Consider the following 24,359-nt stretch of genomic DNA (forward strand, 5'->3'; position numbering starts at 1 on the left):
GCTATGAATATGACTAAGGTCTAAAATGCTAATTATCTAATTTATATAAATTAAAACAAAAAATGCCTGAGTTAAAACTCAGGCATTTTTAATATAAAATAATTATTTCTTTTAATTATACTACCAATAATTTACTCGAAGGCTTGAACTTAGTAAGTACAATACCATCAACTGCAGCTTGGTATTCTTCTAAAGTAGGAGTTCTACCTAAAATAGTAGACAAGACTACTACTGGAGTAGATGACAATAAAGATTCGCCTTTTTTCTCACCTGTATCTTTTACAACTCTACCTTGAAATAAACGTGTAGAAGTAGCCATTACCGTATCTCCTGGTTCAGCTTTTTCTTGGTTACCCATACATAAGTTACAACCCGGACGCTCTAAGTATAACATGTTCTCATACTTTAAACGAGCTGCTCCTTTAGGGGCATCGTCATTAAATTCGAAACCAGCGTATTTTTCTAAAACTGCCCAGTCTCCTTCTGCCTTTAACTCATCAACAATATTATATGTAGGAGGCGCAACAACTAAAGGAGCTTTAAACTCTACTTTTCCTTGTTGTTTCTCAATGTTCTTTAACATTTGAGCTAAAATCTGCATATCTCCTTTATGAATCATACATGATCCAATAAATCCTAAATCCACTTGTTTAGTTCCTCCATAATAAGATAAAGGTCTAATGTTATCGTGTGTATAACGTTTAGATACATCTTCGTTATTTACATCTGGATCGGCAATCATTGGCTCAACAATCATATCCAAATCGATAACTACTTCTGCAGAATATTTAGCATCTGAGTCTGGTCTTAATGCCGATTTAATTCCCGTTTTAATTTCTGTGATACGGTTATTTGCCTTATCAACTAATCCTTTAAGATCTTGTTTAGGATTATCCATCCCTTTATCAATCATAATTTGAATACGATCTCTTGAGATTTCTAATGATTCAATCAAAGTATCATCTTCAGAAATACAGATAGATGCTTTTGCTTTCATTTCAGCAGTCCAGTCTGTAAACGTAAACGCTTGATCTGAAGTTAAGGTACCAATATGAACTTCAATTATTTTCCCTTGAAAAACATTCTCTCCGTCAAATTGGGTTAGCATTTGTTGCTGTGTGGCGTGAACCACATCACGGAAATCCATATAAGCTTTCATTTCACCTTTAAAGGTAACTTTTACCGATTCTGGAATAGGCATTGTAGCCTCACCTGTAGCTAATGCTAAAGCAACTGTTCCTGAATCTGCACCAAAGGCTACACCTTTAGCCATACGCGTATGTGAATCTCCACCTATGATTACATCCCAATCATCAACCGCAAGGTCATTCAATACTTTATGAATAACGTCAGTCATTGCATGATACTTCCCTTTAGGGTCACGTGCCGTAACTAATCCGAAGTCATTCATAAACCTCATTAATCTTGGAATATTAGCCTTTGACTTATCATCCCAAACGGAAGCTGTATGACACCCTGACTGGTAACCACAATCAACAATAGGAGAAATAACTGTAGCAGCCATCATCTCTAATTCTTGAGAGGTCATTAAACCTGTAGTATCTTGAGAACCTACAATGTTTACTTCAACTCTTACGTTTGAACCTGCATGTAATGTTTTACCCGGAGTAGAACCTACTGCATTTCTGTTAAATATTTTTTCAACAGCAGTTAAACCTTGTCCGTCAATAGAAACTTCTTTTGCTTCTGCATACACTTGAGGAACATCTATTCCTAAAACTTTACAAGCAAAAGTTTGTAATTTTTTACCAAAAACAACAGCATAAGAACCTCCTGCTTTAATAAACTCCTGTTTTGGAGGAGTTAAAGCCGTTGAGATATCTTTTACTACTTTACCGTCTTTAAATAATTCTTTTGTTCTTGTATTGATAGTAAACACTGTTCCTGTAGCTACAGAATATTCTTCTTTTAAGATTGCTTCTCCATCTGCATCTACTACAGTGTTTCCGTCAGCATCTTTTTGCTTTACCCAGTTTTTTAAATCAATTCCAATACCACCCGTTACACCAACAGTTGTTAAGAAAATTGGAGCGATACCGTTTGTACCTGCAATTACTGGAGCATAATTAATAAATGGTACATATTTACTAAAAGGAATCCCTGTCCATAACGCAACGTTATTTACACCAGACATTCTTGAAGACCCTACTCCCATAGTTCCTTTATCGGCAATTAACATCACTCTTTTATTAGGATGTTTCTTTTTTAATGCCAATAATTCGTTTTGCTGATCTTTATTATGCTCAAACATACATTGACCATGTAATTCACGATCTGATCTTGAATGTGCATCTGCACCTGGAGATAATAAATCTGTAGAGATATCACCGATACCTGCTACAAAAGTTACGATTTCTATTTCTTCATCAATTTCTGGTAATTTTGTAAAGAATTCTGCTTGAGCATAACTCTCTATCAATTCTTTAGCGATTGCATTTCCTGCTTTATAAGCTTTTTCTAATTGCTCTGTATCTGCTTCGTACAAGAAAACTTGCGTTTTCAATACTTTTAAAGCATCAATAGCTATGGCTGTATCATTTCCTAAAGCTAAATCTAACAACACTTCTACCGAAGGTCCACCCTTCATGTGAGACAATTGTTCAAGAGCAAAAGCAGGAGTAATCTCTTTTACGACTGATTCACCAAGAACTATTTCTTTTAAAAATTTAGCTTTAACACCGGCAGCACTAGTGGTACCAGGTAAAACGTTATAGATAAAAAAGTTAAGAGAACCTTCTCTATACTCGTTATCTACATCTTTAATTTGCTCAATAATTTTGCTAAGTAATTCAGCACCATCAATTGGCTTTGGGTGAAGACCTTGACTTTTACGTTCTTCGATCTCCTTAAGGTAATCTTTATAAATGCTCATTAAAAAGTAATTTGTTTGTTAATTTGGATGCAGACATGTAGTTCGATTTCTTATTTCTTTCTGAAGATTTGTCGATGAAATGAGAATCATTATAACCACAAATTAACAGATTGAATTGATTTTAAGAATATATTCTATTGAATAAGAACATTAAATATTCTTCTAAACTTACCAATGTCAAATGTCATCTGTTAATTAATATTAAGTTAACGCAATTCCGTAAAATTACGTAATATAGAACGCATTTAAAATTAAATAAGTATGATTAGGTGCTTTTTCTCAAATGAGGCAAAAAGTGAATAGATATCAAACAATAATGATAGCCATTTTGTTTAATTCTTTAGAAAAATGTAGAAAAGTGGTTGATTTTTAGAGTAACCTATCAATAATGTCCTCTTCACTGATACCTTCAGCCTCTGCTTTATAGTTCTTTATGATACGATGACGCAGTATACCTTTGACCACAGCATGCACATCTTCGATATCTGGAGAGAACTTACCGTGAATGGCGGCATTTGCCTTAGCACCCAAAATAAGGTTTTGAGATGCTCTTGGCCCTGCTCCCCAATCTAAATATTGCTTTACGTAATCTGAAGCCGAGTCTAAATTAGGTCTTGTACTATTGACCAATTTTACCGCATATTCGACAACATTATCTGCAACTGGTATTCTACGTACCAAGTCTTGAATAGCAATAATATCTTCTGAATTGAATAGCGGGTTCACTACTTGCTTTCTATCGGCCGTGGTATTTTTAACCACTTGAATTTCTTCTGCTATAGATGGGTATTTTAATTCTATTGCGAACATAAAACGGTCTAACTGAGCTTCAGGCAAAGGGTAAGTCCCCTCCTGCTCAATTGGGTTTTGCGTTGCCAATACAAAGTACGGCAAATCTAATTTATGCTGATGACCGGCAATGGTTACCGCGCGCTCTTGCATGGCCTCTAAAAGTGCTGCTTGCGTTTTTGGCGGAGTTCTGTTGATTTCATCTGCCAAAATAATATTTGAAAATATAGGACCTTTAATAAACTTAAAGTTTCTGTTCTGGTCCAACACCTCACTACCAAGAATATCACTTGGCATTAAATCTGGTGTAAATTGTATTCTTTTAAAGTCAAGACCTAAAGCTTGGGCAATGGTATTCACCATTAAAGTTTTTGCCAAGCCTGGCACGCCGATCAGCAATGAGTGACCACCTGTGTAAATGGAAAGCAGTATCTGTTCAATAACCTCATCTTGACCTACAATGATCTTGGCTATTTCCTTTTTAAGCTCAGCATGTTTTACTACTAGTCGTTCTATTGCTGCAACGTCTGACATATATTTATTCTTTTACCCAGTTATTAGCGAACTCACAATCTTTGTTCTCATCGTTTACACTAATATAGGTATCTTCAATATGTTTGTCCATCCATTTTTTAATGGCGTTGTATTTCTTTTCGGTAAGCGCTAATTCTTGAATTTTCGTATAATCTTTAGAGAAATCGGCAACATGCTCATCGTACCTGTTGGTAATCTTCAAAATTTTATATTTCGGTGCACCACCTCTAGGATCTTCTTCTAATACAGGATATGTAATTTCATTATCCTTCAAGTTCTGAACTTGGTTGTATAACGTAGGATCCATTTTAGTCAATTCAAATTTAGAATCAAAGTTTACCGGATTACGTAGTAAACCACCATCAAACTTCGTTTCCTTTTCATCAGAGAAATTTAAAGCAGCCTCGGCAAACGTAAATTCTTCATTAATGATTTTCTTACGAATACTATCTAATTCCGCTTTTGCTTCATCCAATACATTTTGAGATATTTCTGGAATAATCAAAATGTGTCTTAAATCTAGCTCTTGACCTCTAATCTTTTCTATATAAATTATATGGTAACCAAAAGCACTTTCAAATGGCTCAGAAACTTCACCTTCTCTTAAACTAAAAGCAACATCTTTAAATTTCTTATCAAAACCGGTGTCTTTCGTAATACTGTAAAAACCACCTTTTGACTTAGAACCAGGATCTTGAGAATATAAAATCGCTTTTACACTAAAGCTAGAATCGTTATCATCAACATCAGCTTTAATCTGATTCAACTTATCTATAACCTTTTGCTTTTCTTCTTCAGATGGCTCTGGCTCTTTAGTAATCTGTGCAATTTCTAACTCAGCACCAAATACCGGACGCTCATCTTCAGGAATCTTGTTAAAGAACTGACGAACCTCTTCAGGTGTAATTTCAATCTCTTTAATAATATCTTGTTGCATACGCTCAGATAGCATACGTAGCTTGTTAATCTTATAAAGTTCTTCTCTAAAACTAGTTTCGTCGGTTTTCTTATAGTACTTCAACACCTTGTCCATAGAACCAATTTGTTGTACCAAAGACTGTAATTGACGATCACCAGTAGCGTTTACTTCATCATCTGAAACCAAAATACTATCTTGAACAGCCTGGTTAGCGTACAAACGATCTTCCATCAACTTACCTAAAAGTCCGCAATGTGTAATATCTTCTGTAGATGCACCTTGACTTTTAAGATCAATAAGTGTTTTTTCAATATCAGAATCTAAGATTACGTAATCACCAACAACTGCGGCAATACCATCTAGTTTAACTCTTTTAAAATTAATTGAGGAGTCTTTCTTTACAGGTGCCGCTTCTGCGATAGCTTCCATTGGCTCAGCTTCATCAGCGGATACATTCGGTATAGAATCTTGCGCTGTTGCAATACCTGAGAACAGTAAAACTGCGCCTATGTAAATACTATTTTTTGTTTTCGAAAACTTCAAATTCATTATCCTTGATTGCTTCATCTAATAATTCAGTTTCTAATTTGCGTAGGTAGTCCATTTTTCTACGACTTAATAATACTTGTTCAATTGTAGGCTTAATAAAGGACAAAGGTGCAATGTCGTTAACATCTTTGGTTTCCTCTATTTTTCCCAAATATACCCCGATTGAATCCTCCAATTCAAAAAATTGTGAATTTTTTAAGTACTTATTGGCATTGTCTGCTGTTATCGGAGGTATTTCTTCGAATATTCTATTGTAACGCACCCAAATAGAATCATTAAAATTCAATTTAGTAAACTGAACACCAATAGAATCTAAATATCGAATGTCATCTTTTTTAAATCTTTTTAATCGCTTACCGACCTCATCTTGATCTAAAAAACCTTTCGGCAGAGCCACAAAACGAATTCTTGCAATTCTTTCTTTCAGTTTAAAATTCTCTTTGGCATTGTCGTAAAACGTATTTAACTGTACATCAGTAATAACTGAATCTGTAGCCTGTGCTACCAAAGCCTCTTTATAGACACTCGTGTACAATTCAGTTCTATAATCATCTACCAAGGCATTATATTCTGCCAGTTTTTCTTCAGATAGATTAATCTTAGCCTTTGATAACAACAATTGCTTAGATGCCCAATTGTTTATATAGTTGATAGCAAAAGAAGCACTATCGCCTTTGGTCATATTTTCAGTTAATAGCGGAGCTAAATCATCTTGATAAAGAAAAGACTCACCCACTCTAGCAATGACCTTTTTTTCTTCATCTTTCTTAAAAAGACCGTCGCATGAAATAAAGACAATAGAAATGAGCCCTATCGTTACAATAGGATAAAATTTGCGTAGTAAAAACATTGATTTCTTAAAAAACATCGAGCAAAAATAGTAATAACCAAATCGTGTGCAAATGCTTATTGATTTACTTAACACGTTTTTAGGGATTACAAGATATAACAAATAGCTAATAATCAATTAAAAATAGCAGTTCGCAAAATAGCAATGTCATTCGAAACTGGTTATAAACTGCCATTTTTTAGGTAAATTTGCCTACTTATTTTTATAATCTAACACTACATATTCTTGAACCGACAGATAAAACTAATATGGGATTTTAGAGGTCCTGCAGCATTAAAAACGGCAGAACATCATGTTAAGCACCTAAATGAATTCATCGCTTCTGAGAAAACCGCATTGAATATTACAGGTTTTAAAGAACTAAATGATATGTATAGCATTGCATTTATGGTTGTGGAAGAAAAAGAGATGATTGCAGTCAGAGATTTATTAAAACCTCACCGTGGCGAAGTCTACACCCCATAAAACTAACATAATAACATGAAGCACTTTCTTCTTTTCATAAGTTGTGTTCTTTTATCTTCTTGCGCTCAAGAAAAGCAGAATTTAAATTTTCTTGAAGTAGCCCTCTCTTCTGATGACGCTAGAATAAAAAGGGTTATGGACAGCATTGAAGACTATCAAGTTCAAATTAGATACACGCAAATTGACAGAAGAAATGATAGCGTCATTTTTACCGACTATGATTTTCAGGTAAACGACAGCATGTATTTTTATCCTGCGAGTACGGTAAAATTCCCAACTGCAGTATTAGCTTTAGAAAAGCTCAACCAAATAGACAGCTTAACTATAAATACCAAATATTATATAGAAGGCGACACTATTGAAAGCACGGTTGCCAAAGATGTATCTGAAATTTTTGCGGTAAGCGATAATTTAGCAAATAATAGATTGGTGGAGTTTTTAGGGTTCGAAGCCATCAATGAGAGTTTAAATAGCAAAGGAATAGCACCTGTTAGACTTAGTCATCGATTAGGGTATCATTCAGATGATTTAAGAACCAAACCCTTAATTATTTATTTAAACGACTCAACAACAGGCATCACGAAGTCTTTACTGAACAAAACACCTAAAAGGCTAGAACTGTTTGACATTGAAAAGGGAATAGGTTATTATGAAGACGATGAGCTAATTGATGAACCATTCGATTTTAGTCAAAAAAACTACTACCCTATTTCAGCTCAGCACAAGCTATTAAAAATAGTGGTGTTTCCGCAGAATTTCGATGCATCAGAACGTTTTGATATCAATCCTGAACAACAAGCTCTTCTCCTAAAAGCGATGCATACCGTACCTCAAGAGGTTGGTTATGACTCTGCTACCTATTATGATGGCTATTGTAAATTTTTCATGTATGGCGATACCAACAAAAATATACCCGAGCATATTGAAATTTATAATAAAGTAGGATTTGCTTATGGTACGCTAACCGACTGCGCATATATAAAGGACACAGAAAAGAATATAGACTTTCTTTTAACTGCAACAATTTTAGTAAACAAAGATGGTATCTTTAATGACGACGCTTATGAGTATGACCAAATCGGAATTCCGTTTTTAGCGCAATTAGGTCGAGAAATATACCAACAAGAAGTAAATCGAAAACAATATTAGAAACAGCAAGCTGACTATGCAAGACAATGCCAATAAAACCAGAATAAACAAATACCTCAGCGAAGCTGGTTACTGCTCACGTAGGGCTGCGGATAAATTGATTGACCAAGGCAGAGTAACTATTAACGGAGAAGTACCGGAAATGGGCACTAAAATTTCAGCTGGCGATGTGGTTAAGGTTGATGGTGAATTAATAAAAGAATCAAAAGGAAAATCTACCTATTTAGCATTCAACAAACCTGTAGGCATTGTTTGTACCACAGATACAGGAGTTGAAAAAGATAACATTATAGATTACATCAATTACCCGAAGCGAATTTTCCCGATTGGCAGATTAGATAAACCAAGCGAAGGACTCATTTTCTTAACCGATGATGGAGATATTGTAAATAAAATTTTACGCGCTCGCAACAACCACGAAAAAGAATATCTGGTAACGGTAGACAAACCAATTACGATAGATTTTTTAAATAGGATGCGAAGAGGAATACCTGTGCTAGACCAAGTAACCAGAGAATGTGAAGTTTTTGAAGTGAGCACCTATCAATTCCGTATTATTCTTACGCAAGGTCTCAACAGACAAATTCGTAGAATGTGCGAATATTTAGATTATCGAGTTAAAAAATTGAAACGTATTAGAATCATGAATGTTAAGTTAGATGTACCCGTTGGTAAATGGAGAGATTTAACAGAAGAAGAATTAAAAGAAATAAATAGATTGGTGAGTACATCATCAAAAACATTTGATGGTAATAAATAATTCATTCAAATTATAACTTTCACACTAGTAACGATTTAACAGAAAATATCACTTTAATTCGTTATAAATCACTACCTTAAAAAGAAAAGCTACTTCATGTTACAAGAGAACAATTTTTCAACAAAACATTATACTGCCAAGTATGTATTGGCATTTCTCCTTTTTATAGGAATCGGAGTTAATACTATGTTTGCACAAACTACTAATTACACCGAATATGCCGGTGAAGTTTTAGACGCTGATAGTAAGAAACCATTAATTTTCGCAACACTCACCGTAGACAATACCAATGTAACCACCATCACCAACTCAGAAGGCCAATTTTCTTTGAAAGTCCCTAATGAGTATACAGACAACAAACTAACAATTGCTTTTTTAGGATATAAAACAAAGCAAATTGCTATTACCGAATTAGAATTGAAGAAGAACAAAATCTTCATGAATGAATTTGTCATGGCATTATCAGAAGCTAGTATCGACGCCCCAAATGATGCAGAAGCCCTTGTGAAGGAAACTTTAAGCAGAAAGGGTGATAACTACCTAAATGAAAGCACTGTAATGACTGCTTTTTACAGGGAAACTATTAAAAAGAGACGAACTAACGTAAGCTTGTCTGAGGCTGTAGTAAACATTTACAAAACGCCCTATTCCTCTAAAAAGACTGATGCTCTTGAGCTTTACAAGGCAAGAAAAAGCACAGACTATACTAAATTAGATACGGTTGCATTAAAACTACAAGGCGGTCCGTTCAATACGCTCTTTGTAGATATGGTGAAGTACCCAAATTACATTTTCACACCCGAGACTTTAGCATATTATGATTTCTCTTTTGACACTTCTACACGTGTAAATGATCAACTGATATATGTTATCGATTTTAAGCAAAAGCCAGAAATAATTGACCCTTTATATAATGGTAAATTATATATCGATGCTGAAAACAAGATTTTAACCAGTGCTATTTACTCGCTTAACATTACAGATAAAAGATTGGCGTCTCAAATGTTTGTGAGAAGAAAGCCTAAGAATGCAGAAGTGTGGCCAACAGAAGTATCGTATCGCGTAGATTATAGAGAAAAAGATGGCAAATGGTATTACGGGTACAGCAATGTGTTATTAGAATTCAAAATTAATTGGGATAAGCGTTTGTTCAATTCAGTATATAGCATGAACTGTGAAATGGCTATTACCGATTGGGAAAAGAATATTGACAATACCTTCCCTAAATATAAAGATAGAATGAAGTCTTCTATTATATTAAGTGACGAAGCTATCGGTTTTGCAGATCCAGATTTCTGGGGAGAATACAATATTATAGAACCAGAAAAATCTATAGAATCTGCCATCAAAAAAATACAAAGACAATTACGAAAAGATAAATCTATTATAGGCGGCACCGCTGCACGTTAGAAAATTTTCAAAGCTTTAAGTAGTGTTTAGAAAAAATCCCTTTGCTATTCTAGTATTAGAATTACAAAGGGATTTTTATTATCAATAGTATGTTCTACTTATTTTGGCATTACCACACCATCAATAGCATGTATAACTCCGTTGCTAGCAGCAACATCAGCCATCACTACAGTTGCCATGGTTCCTTTTTCGTCTTTCAACAATACTTTATCACCATTCAATGATAAAACAATTGTACCACCTTGCACAGTCTTAACATCGAAAGAACCATTGTTATCTGTAATTGCTTTGATAACGTCTGCAGCCATATACTTACCAGATACTACATGATACGTTAACAAACCGCTTAAAGCATCTTTACTGCTTGGCTCTAACAAAGATTCAACTGTACCGGCAGGTAAAGCATCAAATGCACTGTTCACAGGAGCAAAAACTGTAAACAGACCTTCACTACTTAATGTTTCTACTAAATCAGCCGCAGTAACCGCTGCTACTAAAGTTGTAAAATTTTCATTTCCTACTGCTAAATCTACAATAGTTTCTGACTGAGCAGAAATAGTTGTTACGACTAACATTAAGACACTTAACATTGTAATTTTTAAAATTTTCATAGTTCTTTTTTTTAGATTTCTGTAAATGTAAGACGGAACTAAAATAGATTATCTTAATTTTTGTTTAAAATTTTAATAAAAAAGTTAAACAAAAATTAATTAACTGTAATTCAATCGATTAAGAACAATTATAATTCAATAACTGTGAATTAATCTAAAACTTGAAGCATAAAAAAAGTCTAGTATGAATAGAAAACAATTTTCTACTTACACTAGACTTCTAAAAATTCTATAATCAATAAACTAAAGCAGAATATAACCTAAGAGTATTCGTTTAGTTCGCTACTTCACTAATAAACTTCAATCTATACAGTCGCAATTCTTCTTCCTCATACTCACCATCAAATTCAGACATCGCTTCTTCTAAATCATCAGTATCAGATTCTAAAAAGTACTCATGAATTTCTTCTTGCTGATCTTCATCTAAGATATCATCAATCCAATAATTAAGATTCAACTTAGTACCACTGTATACGATCTGCTCCATCTCTTTGATCAAATCCGGAATTTCTAATCCTTTAGAAGATGCAATATCAGACAATGGCAATTTTCTATCGACATTTTGTATCACATACAATTTCAAGGCAGAATTAGCTCCTGTACTTTTGACCACAAGATCATCTGGTCTAATAATTTCGTTTTCTTCAACGTAAGTATTAATGAAGGCAATAAACGGCTTTCCGTATTTCTTAGCTTTACCCTCACCAACACCATGAACATTTAACATTTCTTCATGAGAGATAGGGTATTTCAATGCCATATCTTCTAAAGAAGGATCTTGAAAAACTACAAATGGAGGTACACCCAATTTCTTAGCCTGTGCTTTTCGTAAATCTTTTAGTTGCTTCAATAATTTCTCATCTGCAATACCACCAGATTTGGCAGCACCTACGATAGCGTTATCATTTTCAGCATTATAAACATGATCTTTGGTCATCATAAAAGATGATGGCTTACTTAAAAATTCTTTACCACTATCAGTTACATGTAATACTCCGTATTGCTCTATCTCTTTTCTTAGAAGTCCGGCAACCAAGGTCTGGCGAATCAACGCCATCCAATAGCTTTTATCTTTATCAGAGCCAATTCCGAAAAATTCTTTTTCATTAGTTTTATGAGAAGAGATAATAGCATTTGTTTTTCCACGTAAGGCATTTACAATCTCTTTCGACTTAAATTTCTCACTTGTACCCGTTACTACTTTTAGCAGCTTTTCAACATTATCTTTAGCTTCTTCTTTCTCTTTCGGGTTTCGGGTATTGTCATCCATTTCGGCACCTTCGCCGTTGATGTCATCAAACTCTTCACCAAAATAGTGAAGCATGAATTTACGTCTAGACATAGAAGTTTCGGCATATGCTACAACTTCTTGCAACAGTGCATTCCCAATTTCTTGCTCAGCAACCGGTTTGCCCGACATAAATTTTTCTAGCTTCTCAATATCCTTATAAGAGTAATATGCTAAACAATGCCCCTCACCACCATCACGACCAGCTCTACCCGTTTCTTGATAGTAGCTTTCAATACTTTTCGGAATATCATGGTGAATTACAAAACGTACATCTGGCTTATCGATACCCATACCAAAGGCAATGGTTGCAACAACCACATCTACGTCTTCCATCAAGAACATATCTTGATACTTTGATCTTGTTTTCGCATCAAATCCTGCGTGGTATGGCACGGCACTTACGCCATTCACCTGTAAAACTTGTGCTAACTCCTCAACCTTTTTGCGGCTAAGGCAATATATAATTCCTGATTTACCCGAATTTTGTTTTACAAAACGAATAATGTCAGCTTCAATATTTTCTGTTTTGGTACGTACTTCATAAAATAAATTTGGTCTGTTGAATGAAGCTTTAAATAACTTCGCCCCACCAATACCTAAATTCTTAATAATATCTTCTTGTACCTTAGGTGTAGCGGTAGCAGTAAGACCAATAATCGGAATATTATCTCCTAATCGCTCTACTATAGATTTAAGATTTCTGTATTCAGGTCTAAAATCATGACCCCATTCAGATATACAATGCGCTTCATCTACTGCTACAAAAGAAACGGTAACTGAGCGTAAGAATTCTACATTTTCTTCTTTTGTCAGCGATTCTGGTGCAACGTATAACAATTTGGTTATACCATCGGTTATATCTTGTTTTACCTGTTTTATTTCGCCTTTATTCAAAGAGGAATTTAATACATGTGCAACTCCTATTTCAGAAGACACACCACGAATGGCATCTACCTGGTTCTTCATTAAAGCAATCAATGGCGAAACTATAATTGCCGTACCCTCTTGCATAAGAGCCGGTAATTGATAGCACATTGATTTACCACCACCTGTTGGCATAATAACAAACGTATTATTCTGCCGAAGAACATTCTTGATTACTTCCTCTTGAAGTCCTTTAAACTTAGAAAAACCAAAATATTTTTTTAATGAGGAATGTAAATCGATATTGTCAAATTCTTTACTGTCAGTCACATTTTACATTTAAGGGGACACTACTTACTTTAAAATTTTATAAGCGAACAAAATTACAATTTGCCTAGCTAGGCGTTTCTAAATTATTATGCGATAATCGGCATTTAAAATTAAGTTTGTTTAATTTTGTCATCTTAAAGATAATACATTCTTTTAGGAATACAATCCATAATTTGAATAATAGATTGATTGCAACGGACACCATTATTGGCTTAGCGAAAAAAACCATTGAAACTGAGCGTGATGCTATAGCACAACTTTCCTCTCTTTTAACCGATGATTTTGCTAGTATCGTAAACTGCATTATTGAAGCAAAAGGGCGCGTTATCATTTCAGGTATTGGAAAGAGCGCTATCATTGCCACAAAAATTGTAGCAACTATGAATTCTACGGGTACTCCCGCAATTTTCATGCATGCTGGCGATGCTATACATGGAGACCTTGGAACCGTACAAGATAATGATGTAGTTATCTGCATTTCTAATAGCGGAAATACACCCGAAATTAAGATGTTGGTTCCGCTTATAAAAAGAGGCACAAACAAGTTAATTGCCATGACCGGTAACACCGATTCTTTTTTGGCAAAACAAGCAGATTTTATTTTAAATACACACGTTGATAAGGAAGCCTGCCCTAACGGACTAGCACCTACAACGAGTACTACTGCTCAATTAGTTATGGGTGATGCCCTTGCAATTGTGCTTTTAGAAATCAAAGGATTTAGCAGTTCAGATTTTGCAAAATACCACCCAGGTGGATCTTTAGGCAAGAGATTATATTTAAGAGTTGAAGACTTGGTCAGCAAAAACCAAGTGCCACAAGTTCAAAAAGATGAAGAGGTTAAAAAAGTAATTGTAGAAATCTCTAAAAAAATGTTAGGGGTAACTGCCGTACTTGATGGCGAAAAAGTTGTTGGTATCGTAACCGATGGCGATATTAGACGCATGTTAAACAAGCATGATAATATTAAAGGCTTAACTGCCGAAGACATCATGACAAAAAACCCTAAAACCATACCTGCAAACACTTTGGCTATTAAAGCTTTAGAGCACATGCAAAAAAAGGGAATATCACAATTATTAGCCATGGATAAAGATTCGTATGTTGGTGTTATTCATTTACATAATTTAATAAACGAAGGTATTTTATAATGAGTTCCAAAACTACCACGCCACCAAACGAGATGTCATTTCTTGACCATCTAGAAGAATTAAGATGGCACTTAATTAGATCCGTATTAGCTGTTGTCATCATTGGAAGTGTTGCATTCTTAATGAAAGGTTTCATTTTCGACACCATTATTTTCGGACCAAAAAACATGAACTTCCCCACGTATCGCTTTTTTTGTGATATCGCTACGTGGTTGAATCAAGTGCAATCTTTTACCGTAATAGATTCTTCTTTCTGTGCCGATGAATTTCCGTTCACGATTCAAAGTCGTGAAATGGGCGGACAATTTTCTGCCCACATATGGACCTCTATTTGGGCAGGTGTAATTCTTGGTTTTCCATACATTTTATATGAAATGTGGAAATTTATTAGTCCGGGGCTACATGCTAATGAGCGCAAGAACTCCCGTGGTTTTATACTAATTGCCTCCATCCTATTCTTTATAGGAGTTTTATTCGGATACTACATTGTAGCACCACTTTCTATAAACTTCTTAGGATCTTATGTAGTTAGTGACTCGGTTTTAAACGAGTTCGATTTAGACTCCTACATAGGTACATTAAAAATATCTGTACTTGCTTGTGGTATATTATTTGAATTACCGATCATCATTTTCTTTTTGACCAAAGTAGGTTTGGTTACACCTGAATTGATGAAGAAATACAGAAAAATTGCCTTGGTAGTTGTTCTTATACTTTCTGCGGTAATAACACCACCAGACGTTACAAGTCAGATTATAGTTGCCATACCGGTTATCGTATTATATCAGATAAGTATTTTTATATCTGCGATGGTATTGAGAAAAGAAAGAAAAAAAGCTGAAAAAGAAAAAAAAGCAAATAGAAATGTCAAACCAAATTGAAGAATTTAATGCCTACCGTTCTAAGATGAACGATAAGTTATTAGCTGATAATAATAAAATTGTAAAACGCATATTCAACTTAGACACCAACGCTTTTGCTGCAGGTTCTTTAGATGTAAAGACCAAAGAATTATTAGGTCTTGTGGCGTCTGCGGTTTTACGTTGCGATGATTGTGTAAAATATCATTTAGAGAGTTCTTACAACGAAGGTGTTTCTAAAGAAGAAATTATGGAAACGTTGAGTATTGCTACCCTAGTTGGCGGCACTATTGTTATACCACATTTACGAAGAGCTTACGAGTATTGGGAAGAATTAGAAAACCAACAAGGTTAAATAATCCCTAATTACTTTTCTAACAGACCAATAACCAATAGATTTGAAAACATGAAGTTACGTGCCGACAATATAATGAAGTCCTACAGAGGTCGTAGGGTGGTTAAAGGAATTTCTCTTGAGGTAAACCAAGGTGAAATTGTAGGATTGCTTGGACCTAACGGTGCCGGTAAAACCACATCCTTTTACATGATTGTTGGGCTTATAAAACCTAATGGCGGCAGCATCTATTTAGATGACATGGAGATTACAAAATTTCCAATGTATAAAAGAGCTCAAAATGGTATTGGGTACCTTGCTCAAGAAGCTTCGGTCTTTAGAAAGCTAAGTATTGAAAAGAATATTTTAAGCGTACTTCAATTGACAAAATTGAGCAAAAAAGAGCAACATATGAAAATGGAGTCGCTTATTGAAGAGTTCGGTTTAGGTCATATTCGTAAAAGCCGTGGTGATTTATTATCTGGTGGTGAACGAAGAAGAACTGAAATCGCACGTGCTTTGGCAACCGATCCAAAATTTATTCTGCTTGATGAACCTTTTGCAGGGGTTGACCCCGTGGCTGTAGAGGACATACAGCGTATTGTAGCGCAGTTAAAAGACAAAAACATTGGTATACTTATTACCGACCACAATGTACAGGAAACGCTTGCTATTACAGAACGCTCTTACCTTATGTTTGAAGGTGGAATTTTAAAATCCGGAGAACCAGAAGAATTGGCAGCTGATGAAATGGTACGTAAAGTGTATTTAGGTCAAAACTTTGAACTTCGTAAAAAGAAGTTAGATTTTTAGTAAACACACTTAAAAGCCTACTCTTTATACTTTTTAAGATTATATAATCCCCATCCAAAGAATAACAATTCTAAAAATAAGGCGGGAGTGAATAATGGCGATACTCCATCAAAGAGCGTACTTACTATTCTACCAAAAGAAATTCCACCCATAAAGAGCACATTACATAAGGTTGCAGCGTACCAAAGATTCGCTTTAATAGAGGCTAAAATCCAAAATAATCCTACTCCCACATAAATTCCCATTACGGCACGTAACATATTCTTTAGCTCTAAGTCAACCACTTCAAAACCTAAAAGTTCGGGCATAATGTACGTTGGGTGACCACCATAGACGATACCAGCTATAATTACGATAACTCCCGATACTAATAAATTAAGGTTCTTTTGATTCGTCATTGAATGGTTTGCCATAAAGTTGAAAATATCTCAACGCCGCTATTCCTCCAATAAATGAAAATACAGCTAGCATCCAGAATACATGTTGATGCCCTGTTAAACCAGGTGATGCATCTAATAAATACCCCATTGCCGGACCAGCAAAAATATCTGGCGTGTAGCCTATCAAAGAAATTAATCCTACTGCAGTACCTGTTAATACTAGCGGAATTTTACCACTCTGCATCACCGCAAAGTATAAAGAACGAATGGCATACACCCCTAATGCCACAATCATAATGGAGAATAGAAACATGAAATAAGAAACATCGGCAACCAAGCCAGATGCAAATATTAAAGACCCGATTAACGCAACCACAAAACCTATTAATAAAAACAGACTTGGTCTAGAACGGTCTGCTATAACTCCTATAAAAACACCGACTATAGGTCTTGCAAATAATAAAAATGTACCTACTTCTGCAGATTCCACCTCATCGTACAACATAACATCTTGAGCATAAAGCGAAAAAATATCGGTGATTTTATATCCTACATAGGCACATAAAATAATAATCATTAGAAGTAAAACCGAAGGTAAGCGCAGTACTTCTTTAATTTGCGAAACAGTGATTCTTTCAACGACAATATCATTTTCAAGACTTGCAGGTAATCGCATAAAAAACCAAACTAAAACACCTACAATCGATACTATAGCCGAAGATGTCAATATCACATACCGAAAAGCAAATCTACTTTCCTCTAAAGTGGCAACTTCTAAATCTGCCGACATAAAATGAGAAAAGACAAGAACGCCTAGAGTGCCAAAAAGTGCACCAACCAAACCTCTACCGCCATCTAAAAAACCAAAAGCTTTACCTTGAGAACCACTACCACCCCATACTCGAGTAGCTTTTATCATAGGTGACCAGAATAAGAAAATAGTAGTAAAACCCCAAAAGCCGTATAAAATCTGTAAAGTCAAATAATCTGGGAATGTGGCAAAAATCAATCCGCCTAATGCAGTCATCCAAAGGGCAATGGCTATTAATTTTCTAGGTTGATATTTATCTGCTAACGGTCCGCCTAACAGATACGACACCAAAGCAACGAAACCATAAACAGAGAAACAGAGTCCGAGAGAAACATTATCAAGTTCAAACACTTTTAAAACGGTAGGTCTAAAAACTCTCTGCAATACAAAAGGCAAAATAAAGACACTCTCACCTGCTAAAATCAGCAATAACAAATAATACCAGGGCGCTTTTTCGGGGTTTTTCATTTCGCTTTTATCGGAATCCAAACTTCTTCTTCTGAGTTAGGATCGTTGTTTTTGTACTTATCACCTAGCACTTCAAAATGCGGACGGTCATCTAAATTATAATCTGAATTGGGAATCCATTCCCCATAAATATATTGAAAAAATGCCTGAGCATCTTTTGCAGTCCCTTTGTAATTAAAAACAGCAAATAATCCGCCCTCCAAAATAAGGCTATTCATTTCTTCAGAAACAGAATCAAAATTCTTAACCTCAACGCAAGCCCACTTTACATACTTTTTAACAGGAGAAAACTCCTGAAAATAGTCTGCAGGGTATTCTTGTAACGAGATAAAATCATCAGACGACCTATTTGCAACTTCCTTACTACGCTGCCTAAAGCCTTTCCAAAGTTCTGGAGTTTTATTATCAATCAAACTCATTTCTTGAGAAAGACCTACAAGTTTCTTACTTTGTAAATCAATAATTTTAGGCATCATACTATCTATTTTAATTAAAGCACCAATAGTCCGTGGTCACGCAAACCTGTTACTTGCTTCGAGTACCAAAACAGCTCAAAATCTTCTAACTGAGATTCATAGTTCTTTTTTAACTGACCGTAACTAACAGGTTTATTTTCAGGTTTTAATTGTTCTAGTGTAGAAAGTAACCATTCGCCTTTATCTTTATCTACCGTAATTTCATAGATATCCGTTTTGGTATGAAAACCTAAATCTAGTTGTTGCCAAGTCATTCCTTTTTTCTTCTTAACACGTTCGGCAGTAATAGGCATCGGACCGATCCAAGCAATCTTTGCCGTCGGTTTTGTATTTAAAACCAATTCTTGTTGCAAGCAATTATAAATGTAATCTGCGGATATGGTTGAAGGCGGAATTTTAAAATCGAACCATTCTTGCAAGCTCATATCAAAACCGATACCGTGCATAAAGTTGAAAAGTGATTTCTTTAATCCGAAGCTGAACTTACTATGGTCAACTCCCGTTTTATCTTTAAAATCAATATCGTTGTTTGCAAAGGTGATGGATTTTAAATCTGGCATTACTCCGTATTCCTTCGGATGCAAACCAACCGGACTATGAGCTGTCAATGCAAATTGATGCCAAAATCCCGATTGTATAATTCCCAATTCGAACAACTGACGCACCATTTCTAAACTATCTACCGTTTCTTGAACCGTTTGGGTTGGATAACCGTACATTAAGTAGGAATGCACCATAATATTCGCTTCGGTGAAGTTTCTCGTTACCTGTGCTACTTGCTCTACCGTTACACCTTTATCTATCAATTTTAGTAGCCTATCTGACGCTACTTCCAATCCTCCAGAAACAGCAATACAACCTGATGCTTTCAGCAAAAAGCATAAGTCTTGCGTAAAGTTCTTTTCGAAACGAATATTCGTCCACCAAGTGATGGTCAAATTTCTTTTTAAGACTTCTAATGCAAAAGCTTTCATTAATGATGGCGGAGCAGCTTCATCAACAAAGTGAAATCCTGATTCCCCGGTTTGTTCCATCAACGTTTCTACGCGGTCAACCAATAAACTAGCCGCTACAGGTTCGTATATTTTTATATAATCTAAAGAGATATCGCAAAAAGTACATTTACCCCAATAGCAACCGTGTGCCATGGTCAATTTATTCCATCGACCATCGCTCCACAAACTATGCATAGGGTTCGCAATTTCAATGACCGAAATGTAATTGCTTAACTGTAGGTCAGCGTAATCTGGTGTACCAACATCTATTTGTTTATAATCTTGTCTAAGACTATCATTCTTGTAAACGACTTTATTGTCTTCTAAAATGAATGCTCTTTTTAACTCCCCTACCCCGTTTACAACATACTGATGCACTAATTCTAACGGAAGCTCCCCGTCATCTAAGGTTATAAAATCAAAAAACTCAAACACACGAACATCGGTAAGGCTGCGTAATTCTGTATTTGGGAATCCGCCACCCATAGCAATTTTTACATCAGGATAATTTGCTTTTATATATTGAGCACAACGAAAAGCACTATATAAATTACCCGGAAAAGGAACCGAAAAACATACCAATTTAGGTTGTATAGTTTTCAATTGTTCCGCTAACAACTCAAGCGTCAATTCATCAATAAACGTAGGTTCTTCGTTAAGATGATTATAAAGCTCATCGAATGAATTGGCACTGCGCCCCAATCTTTCTGCATACCTACTGAACCCAAAATTTGGGTCAATACATTCTACAATAAAATCTGATAAATCTTCAAGATATAAGGTTGCCAAATGTTTGGCTTTATCTTGCATACCCATATTACCAAAAGCCCATTCCAAATCATCTAACTGCTCAAAACGCGAAGCTTGTGGCAAAAAATTATCAGTACATAACTGTCTAGCTAGGGTATCATTTTTTCCTTGTAGAAAAAGAATAACGGCATCTAGTGTTTTCAGGTAATCATTACGCAGTGCATATATTCTTTGGCAATTTTCAGACAGAATAGCATCTGATGAAAAAGCCATGTCAAAAAGTTGCTGAAATGTATTTTTATTGAAAAGTGATAAAATAACCTCAATCCCTAAATCGGACTGAAAAGAAGAAATATGTTTCGTATTCAAAAACCCTTTAATGTAAGCCGTTGCCGGATACGGAGTATTTAATTGGGTAAAAGGAGGAGTTATTAAAAGAAGGTCTTTCACAAAGTTATTTTAAAACTATGCTGCAAAGATAACGGTTAGCTTATTCATTATTCAATATCTCACGTACCGCTTGCTGATATGCTTTTGGATTATTGGCCTTTTTTATTTTCTTGAATGCTTTGTGCGGATTGGAAGTGGACAACGCAAAATACTCCCAAAAGCCACGCATTTTCATTTTAATGGGCGTTGGTCCAGATAATGCCTCATCATATTGCTGATAAATAGTATCGTGAAATTCTGAGAAAATCTTCCATCGATCTTTCGGGTATTCAGTGGTATTATTCTTAATCATACTTGGCAGAAATGGGTCGGCAATTAATCCTCTTCCCATCATAAAGTTTTCAATTGTCGGGAAGCGCTCTTGCATTTCTTGAAACTTTGATACAGTAGTAATATCGCCGTTATAGTATAATGTATGTTTGGTACTTTCAACACACTTCTGAAAAGCATCAAGGTCTACTCCGCCTTTATACAATTGCTTTCCAATACGTGCATGAATAGCTATATTCTTTAACGGGTACTTATCTAGAATAGGAAAAACATCTAGAATCTCTTCTGCATTTTCGTAGCCCATTCTCATTTTCATAGAAACTACAACATCAGTTTCTTCATGAGCTCGTTTTAAAATATGATCTATTTTTTCGGGGTTACAAATGAGTCCGCTACCCATACCTTGTTTTGTTACCATTGGGTAAGGGCAACCTAAATTCCAGTTCAATTCCTTATATCCTAAACTTTGAATATACTTTACAACGAAAAGAAATTCATCGGCATCACCAGTCATTATTTGCGGAATAACTTCTAGGGTGGTATTATTTTCTGGCTGTAAATCTTTCTGATAGGAGTTCTTAATCACCATTTTACCATTAAGGCGAATGTATGGCGCGTAGAACGTATCGATACCTCCAAAATATTTATGGAATGCATTACGGAATCTAAAATCGGTAAAGCCCTGTAATGGGGATGATAATAAGGTAACTGACATGTATGTATTACTGCGTTAGGTGCAAACTTTTCAGTTTTGCAACAACAGATTCAGCTGCAAAAATAGCGCCTTCCATGTAACCAGAGTGATGTTTTGATGTTTCTGCACCAGAAATAAACAATTTATTCTCGAATAAGGGTTCCTGATACAGTGCATGTCCCCCATTTTGATGTGGAAATAAGTTATCTTCTTGCCTATTCGATTTGGTAAACTCTTCATTGTACCAAGGCGTCTCATGATACGATTCGTATTGCAAAGCTTCATCACCAAATACCATTTTCAACTGTGCTTCTATTTTCTCTATGCGTTGTTCTTTTGTAAAACGAGCACAACTGCCAGATGCGAAACCAACCAGCGCGTAAGAACCCGTTTCTAAATTAGATTGATCATAGAATTCAGTAAGCGGACCAACATTGCTAAATATCGTACCCGACTTACCTTGCGCTCTCCAAAACGGCTTTTTATAGGTTAGGGCAACTTTAATAGAATCTTGCATCCACGTGTGGGTTTGTTCTGCTAAAGAAACCAATTCATTTGGTAACTGAGGCGTAAATGTTATTTGATCTATTAATGTTGCTGGTGGCAACGTAGTAATAACAGTATCAGCATTTAATGTACGAGAATTGGTTTTCACTTCAACATCATCATCAATCACATTTACCTCATTAACCTCTTCATTTAAAAAGATAGTATTTGGTTTCAGTTTAGCAGCTATTGAATTCAGCAAATCAACAGTCCCGTTTTTAAATCGGTAACTCGGACTATCATTTGGAACCGCAATTTCTTGTGGTGGTACATTTGAAAATGTTTGAAAATAAGATGTACCGGTCATAAATTGTTCGAAATAAGGAACTTTAAATTCCTCTATAACATCTAATAAATGGTAGTGACTTTCATTAAACCAAGTAGCACCCATTTCAACTTTTGCCTTCCCAGATACTATAGTGTTAATTCTACCTCCAATTCTTTCTCGTGCTTCTAAAACCTTGACATCAAAACCTAGTTCTTGCAAACGATATGCAATTAACAAACCCGTTAATCCTGCGCCGATAATTACTACCGATGTATTCATGCTATTAAGTTATTCTTATTAAATTACGGACTAAGATATTTTTGATTGCAATACACTGGCAGTTACTAATAATTGCCCGATATGCCTTTGACTATGTTCCGCAGCATGAAAAAGGAGTCCGATTACTGTAGATGGCAATTTCTTTCTGCCCACCGTTCTTTTCTCGGTTAGTGAAGATTCTTGTATCGTTTTGAAGTATGCTAAAGCCTCCTCGACTTTTGCAGAAAATTGCTCTTGTAAATCAGCAACTTCAGTAGTTAAATTAAAAGCACCTTCCTTTTTTAGGAATTGAAATTGCTCATCTGATAACGATTTACCCTTGGCATAGGTCAACATTCTATCAAGTACACCTGTAATATGATTCATATGAAACCCAACAGAAGCCCTACCAGCCGTTTTTGCCCATAATAATTCTTTAGGGAAATCTACAGTGTATTTTTTTAGTTCACGTTCAGATTGCAACAATGCATGAGCTGCAGGTTGCAGCAAATCTGGCACACCTTTAATAGGTCCGCTTAACCAAAACTCATATTCTTCATTTTCCATAATCTTTCTTCCTAAATAAATCTACGTTTAAAGTCTCTCTTGTATGACAGAACTTACTACATAAAATAGAATAATTAAGGGAATAGCCATGAATTTCATGGTAACGATTAGCACAAGACTAATGATAAGAAAGATATAACGCATGGCATTATCCTTGAAGCTTGTATTCTTGAATTTTAAAGCAAATAGCGGCAAATTAGCATTTAGTAAATATGCACTCACCAATGTTAAGATAATCAAGAACCATTGATTAAGAATAATACTATTTAAAAAATCGTTGTTTTGATATAAAAGGATAAGTGGTAATGAAAGTATTAAAAGTGCATTAGCAGGTGTTGGCAAACCAATAAACGAAGATGTCTGATTTTCATCAATATTGAATTTCGCTAATCGATACCCAGAAGCCATTGTCACTATAAACCCTAAAAACGGAATCAAATGAATGTATTGAAATTTACCAGCTTCCATAAAAAAATGAGAACCATCTCCCCATCCGCTAGTTTGTGACATTGCCAATAATTGAAATATTACAATACCAGGTACTAATCCGCTAGTAATCATATCTGCCAAAGAATCTAGCTGTAGACCTAATTCGCTTTTTACATCTAAAACACGCGCAGCTAATCCGTCAAAAAAATCAAAAAAAATACCTAGTGCAACAAATATTGCAGCAAGTTCTAATCTATTCATAACAGCGAACATAGTAGCCACACAGCCACAAAAGACGTTCAAAAGGGTAATAAAATTAGGAATATGCTTTTTCATAATAGTCGGTCTAATATCATAAATGCAGAAAGGCACACTACCCCAGCACAATTATGGCTCTAAATTAATATAATTATGTGGTGGTAGCG

22 protein-coding genes are annotated in these 24,359 nt (G+C 35.2%); 8 read left to right on the top strand and 14 right to left on the bottom strand.

Annotated elements, in window-relative coordinates:
- Positions 1–115: 115 nt before the first annotated feature.
- From ACJJVT_RS10220 to ACJJVT_RS10235, 4 genes are all read right to left on the bottom strand, one after another.
- On the bottom strand, positions 116–2,893 hold the full coding sequence (locus ACJJVT_RS10220; protein ID WP_405398407.1) for a bifunctional aconitate hydratase 2/2-methylisocitrate dehydratase: 2,778 nt from the start codon (positions 2,891–2,893) through the stop codon (positions 116–118).
- Between the two features lie 369 nt (positions 2,894–3,262).
- Positions 3,263–4,216, bottom strand: a complete 954-nt coding sequence (locus ACJJVT_RS10225) for an AAA family ATPase (protein ID WP_405398409.1) — start codon at positions 4,214–4,216, stop codon at positions 3,263–3,265.
- A 4-nt stretch (positions 4,217–4,220) separates the two neighbouring features.
- A complete protein-coding gene (locus tag ACJJVT_RS10230; protein WP_405398411.1) occupies positions 4,221–5,684 on the bottom strand; it encodes a peptidylprolyl isomerase in 1,464 nt (487 codons plus the stop codon).
- Entirely contained in the window at positions 5,653–6,534 is an 882-nt protein-coding gene (locus tag ACJJVT_RS10235; protein WP_405398412.1) for a peptidyl-prolyl cis-trans isomerase, read from the bottom strand. The genes ACJJVT_RS10230 and ACJJVT_RS10235 overlap by 32 nt, the downstream gene beginning before the upstream one ends.
- Before the next feature lie 225 nt (positions 6,535–6,759).
- On the opposite strand from ACJJVT_RS10235, the gene ACJJVT_RS10240 reads away from it, so the two are divergent.
- The 4 genes from ACJJVT_RS10240 to ACJJVT_RS10255 all read left to right on the top strand — a co-directional run bounded on the left by ACJJVT_RS10240 (position 6,760) and on the right by ACJJVT_RS10255 (position 10,318).
- Positions 6,760–6,999 carry a hypothetical protein gene (locus tag ACJJVT_RS10240; protein ID WP_324028284.1) on the top strand — a complete coding sequence of 80 codons (240 nt, stop codon included), beginning with the start codon at positions 6,760–6,762 and terminating at the stop codon, positions 6,997–6,999.
- 15 nt (positions 7,000–7,014) lie between these two features.
- Positions 7,015–8,148, top strand: a complete 1,134-nt coding sequence (locus tag ACJJVT_RS10245) for a serine hydrolase (protein WP_405398414.1) — start codon at positions 7,015–7,017, stop codon at positions 8,146–8,148.
- A gap of 16 nt (positions 8,149–8,164) precedes the next feature.
- A complete protein-coding gene (gene rluF / locus ACJJVT_RS10250) occupies positions 8,165–8,908 on the top strand; it encodes a 23S rRNA pseudouridine(2604) synthase RluF (protein WP_405398416.1) in 744 nt (247 codons plus the stop codon).
- Positions 8,909–9,004: 96 nt separating this feature from the next.
- On the top strand, positions 9,005–10,318 hold the full coding sequence (locus tag ACJJVT_RS10255; RefSeq protein WP_405398418.1) for a carboxypeptidase-like regulatory domain-containing protein: 1,314 nt from the start codon (positions 9,005–9,007) through the stop codon (positions 10,316–10,318).
- Positions 10,319–10,416: 98 nt separating this feature from the next.
- On the opposite strand, the gene ACJJVT_RS10260 is transcribed toward ACJJVT_RS10255, so the two are convergent.
- Both ACJJVT_RS10260 and recQ read right to left on the bottom strand, forming a co-directional pair.
- Positions 10,417–10,929 carry a fasciclin domain-containing protein gene (locus tag ACJJVT_RS10260; protein ID WP_405398420.1) on the bottom strand — a complete coding sequence of 171 codons (513 nt, stop codon included), beginning with the start codon at positions 10,927–10,929 and terminating at the stop codon, positions 10,417–10,419.
- A 274-nt stretch (positions 10,930–11,203) separates the two neighbouring features.
- Positions 11,204–13,414 carry a DNA helicase RecQ gene (gene recQ, locus ACJJVT_RS10265; protein ID WP_405398422.1) on the bottom strand — a complete coding sequence of 737 codons (2,211 nt, stop codon included), beginning with the start codon at positions 13,412–13,414 and terminating at the stop codon, positions 11,204–11,206.
- Positions 13,415–13,587: 173 nt separating this feature from the next.
- On the opposite strand from recQ, the gene ACJJVT_RS10270 reads away from it, so the two are divergent.
- Genes ACJJVT_RS10270 through lptB form a run of 4 tightly spaced genes read left to right on the top strand, consistent with a single transcriptional unit; the run spans position 13,588 to position 16,572 of the window.
- Positions 13,588–14,565 carry an SIS domain-containing protein gene (locus ACJJVT_RS10270; RefSeq protein WP_405398424.1) on the top strand — a complete coding sequence of 326 codons (978 nt, stop codon included), beginning with the start codon at positions 13,588–13,590 and terminating at the stop codon, positions 14,563–14,565.
- Positions 14,565–15,446, top strand: coding sequence for a twin-arginine translocase subunit TatC (gene tatC / locus ACJJVT_RS10275; RefSeq protein ID WP_405398427.1), 882 nt, complete (start codon positions 14,565–14,567; stop codon positions 15,444–15,446). Before ACJJVT_RS10270 ends, tatC begins: the two co-directional genes overlap by 1 nt.
- Positions 15,430–15,780: a carboxymuconolactone decarboxylase family protein gene (locus ACJJVT_RS10280; RefSeq protein ID WP_405398429.1), complete on the top strand. Its 351-nt coding sequence runs from the start codon at positions 15,430–15,432 to the stop codon at positions 15,778–15,780. The genes tatC and ACJJVT_RS10280 overlap by 17 nt, the downstream gene beginning before the upstream one ends.
- A 51-nt stretch (positions 15,781–15,831) precedes the next feature.
- A complete protein-coding gene (gene lptB, locus ACJJVT_RS10285) occupies positions 15,832–16,572 on the top strand; it encodes an LPS export ABC transporter ATP-binding protein (RefSeq protein ID WP_027064458.1) in 741 nt (246 codons plus the stop codon).
- A gap of 17 nt (positions 16,573–16,589) precedes the next feature.
- Here the strand turns inward: lptB and ACJJVT_RS10290 are convergent, their stop codons facing one another.
- Genes ACJJVT_RS10290 through ACJJVT_RS10325 form a run of 8 tightly spaced genes read right to left on the bottom strand, consistent with a single transcriptional unit; the run spans position 16,590 to position 24,270 of the window.
- Positions 16,590–16,970 carry a DUF4345 domain-containing protein gene (locus ACJJVT_RS10290; RefSeq protein WP_405398431.1) on the bottom strand — a complete coding sequence of 127 codons (381 nt, stop codon included), beginning with the start codon at positions 16,968–16,970 and terminating at the stop codon, positions 16,590–16,592.
- Positions 16,948–18,231: a nitrate/nitrite transporter gene (locus ACJJVT_RS10295; RefSeq protein WP_405398433.1), complete on the bottom strand. Its 1,284-nt coding sequence runs from the start codon at positions 18,229–18,231 to the stop codon at positions 16,948–16,950. The genes ACJJVT_RS10290 and ACJJVT_RS10295 overlap by 23 nt, the downstream gene beginning before the upstream one ends.
- On the bottom strand, positions 18,228–18,707 hold the full coding sequence (locus ACJJVT_RS10300) for a GyrI-like domain-containing protein (protein WP_405398435.1): 480 nt from the start codon (positions 18,705–18,707) through the stop codon (positions 18,228–18,230). The genes ACJJVT_RS10295 and ACJJVT_RS10300 overlap by 4 nt, the downstream gene beginning before the upstream one ends.
- Positions 18,708–18,721: 14 nt before the next feature.
- Positions 18,722–20,902, bottom strand: coding sequence for a B12-binding domain-containing radical SAM protein (locus tag ACJJVT_RS10305; protein WP_405398438.1), 2,181 nt, complete (start codon positions 20,900–20,902; stop codon positions 18,722–18,724).
- Positions 20,903–20,942: 40 nt separating this feature from the next.
- Positions 20,943–21,887 carry a tRNA dihydrouridine synthase gene (locus tag ACJJVT_RS10310; RefSeq protein WP_405398440.1) on the bottom strand — a complete coding sequence of 315 codons (945 nt, stop codon included), beginning with the start codon at positions 21,885–21,887 and terminating at the stop codon, positions 20,943–20,945.
- Between the two features lie 7 nt (positions 21,888–21,894).
- On the bottom strand, positions 21,895–22,959 hold the full coding sequence (locus ACJJVT_RS10315) for a flavin monoamine oxidase family protein (RefSeq protein ID WP_405398442.1): 1,065 nt from the start codon (positions 22,957–22,959) through the stop codon (positions 21,895–21,897).
- 30 nt (positions 22,960–22,989) lie between these two features.
- Positions 22,990–23,505 (bottom strand): DinB family protein, encoded by a 516-nt coding sequence (locus ACJJVT_RS10320; protein WP_405398445.1) that lies wholly within the window; start codon positions 23,503–23,505, stop codon positions 22,990–22,992.
- A gap of 27 nt (positions 23,506–23,532) precedes the next feature.
- Positions 23,533–24,270 (bottom strand): CDP-alcohol phosphatidyltransferase family protein, encoded by a 738-nt coding sequence (locus ACJJVT_RS10325; protein ID WP_405398448.1) that lies wholly within the window; start codon positions 24,268–24,270, stop codon positions 23,533–23,535.
- Positions 24,271–24,359 lie beyond the last annotated feature (89 nt).

This window comes from Maribacter sp. Asnod2-G09 (genome assembly GCF_045063795.1).
Taxonomy (GTDB): Bacteria; Bacteroidota; Bacteroidia; order Flavobacteriales; family Flavobacteriaceae; genus Maribacter.

Excerpts from the sequence above, each read along its gene's own strand:
- ACJJVT_RS10280 (WP_405398429.1), top strand. The coding sequence starts at position 15,430 with ATGTCAAACCAAATTGAAGAATTTAATGCCTACCGTTCTAAGATGAAC.
- ACJJVT_RS10255 (WP_405398418.1), top strand. The coding sequence starts at position 9,005 with ATGTTACAAGAGAACAATTTTTCAACAAAACATTATACTGCCAAGTAT.
- ACJJVT_RS10260 (WP_405398420.1), bottom strand. The coding sequence starts at position 10,929 with ATGAAAATTTTAAAAATTACAATGTTAAGTGTCTTAATGTTAGTCGTA.
- ACJJVT_RS10290 (WP_405398431.1), bottom strand. The coding sequence starts at position 16,970 with ATGACGAATCAAAAGAACCTTAATTTATTAGTATCGGGAGTTATCGTA.
- ACJJVT_RS10320 (WP_405398445.1), bottom strand. The coding sequence starts at position 23,505 with ATGGAAAATGAAGAATATGAGTTTTGGTTAAGCGGACCTATTAAAGGT.
- ACJJVT_RS10295 (WP_405398433.1), bottom strand. The coding sequence starts at position 18,231 with ATGAAAAACCCCGAAAAAGCGCCCTGGTATTATTTGTTATTGCTGATT.
- ACJJVT_RS10300 (WP_405398435.1), bottom strand. The coding sequence starts at position 18,707 with ATGATGCCTAAAATTATTGATTTACAAAGTAAGAAACTTGTAGGTCTT.
- rluF (WP_405398416.1), top strand. The coding sequence starts at position 8,165 with ATGCAAGACAATGCCAATAAAACCAGAATAAACAAATACCTCAGCGAA.
- ACJJVT_RS10220 (WP_405398407.1), bottom strand. The coding sequence starts at position 2,893 with ATGAGCATTTATAAAGATTACCTTAAGGAGATCGAAGAACGTAAAAGT.
- ACJJVT_RS10325 (WP_405398448.1), bottom strand. The coding sequence starts at position 24,270 with ATGAAAAAGCATATTCCTAATTTTATTACCCTTTTGAACGTCTTTTGT.
- lptB (WP_027064458.1), top strand. The coding sequence starts at position 15,832 with ATGAAGTTACGTGCCGACAATATAATGAAGTCCTACAGAGGTCGTAGG.
- ACJJVT_RS10310 (WP_405398440.1), bottom strand. The coding sequence starts at position 21,887 with ATGTCAGTTACCTTATTATCATCCCCATTACAGGGCTTTACCGATTTT.
- ACJJVT_RS10315 (WP_405398442.1), bottom strand. The coding sequence starts at position 22,959 with ATGAATACATCGGTAGTAATTATCGGCGCAGGATTAACGGGTTTGTTA.
- ACJJVT_RS10225 (WP_405398409.1), bottom strand. The coding sequence starts at position 4,216 with ATGTCAGACGTTGCAGCAATAGAACGACTAGTAGTAAAACATGCTGAG.
- tatC (WP_405398427.1), top strand. The coding sequence starts at position 14,565 with ATGAGTTCCAAAACTACCACGCCACCAAACGAGATGTCATTTCTTGAC.
- ACJJVT_RS10245 (WP_405398414.1), top strand. The coding sequence starts at position 7,015 with ATGAAGCACTTTCTTCTTTTCATAAGTTGTGTTCTTTTATCTTCTTGC.
- ACJJVT_RS10230 (WP_405398411.1), bottom strand. The coding sequence starts at position 5,684 with ATGAATTTGAAGTTTTCGAAAACAAAAAATAGTATTTACATAGGCGCA.
- ACJJVT_RS10235 (WP_405398412.1), bottom strand. The coding sequence starts at position 6,534 with ATGTTTTTACTACGCAAATTTTATCCTATTGTAACGATAGGGCTCATT.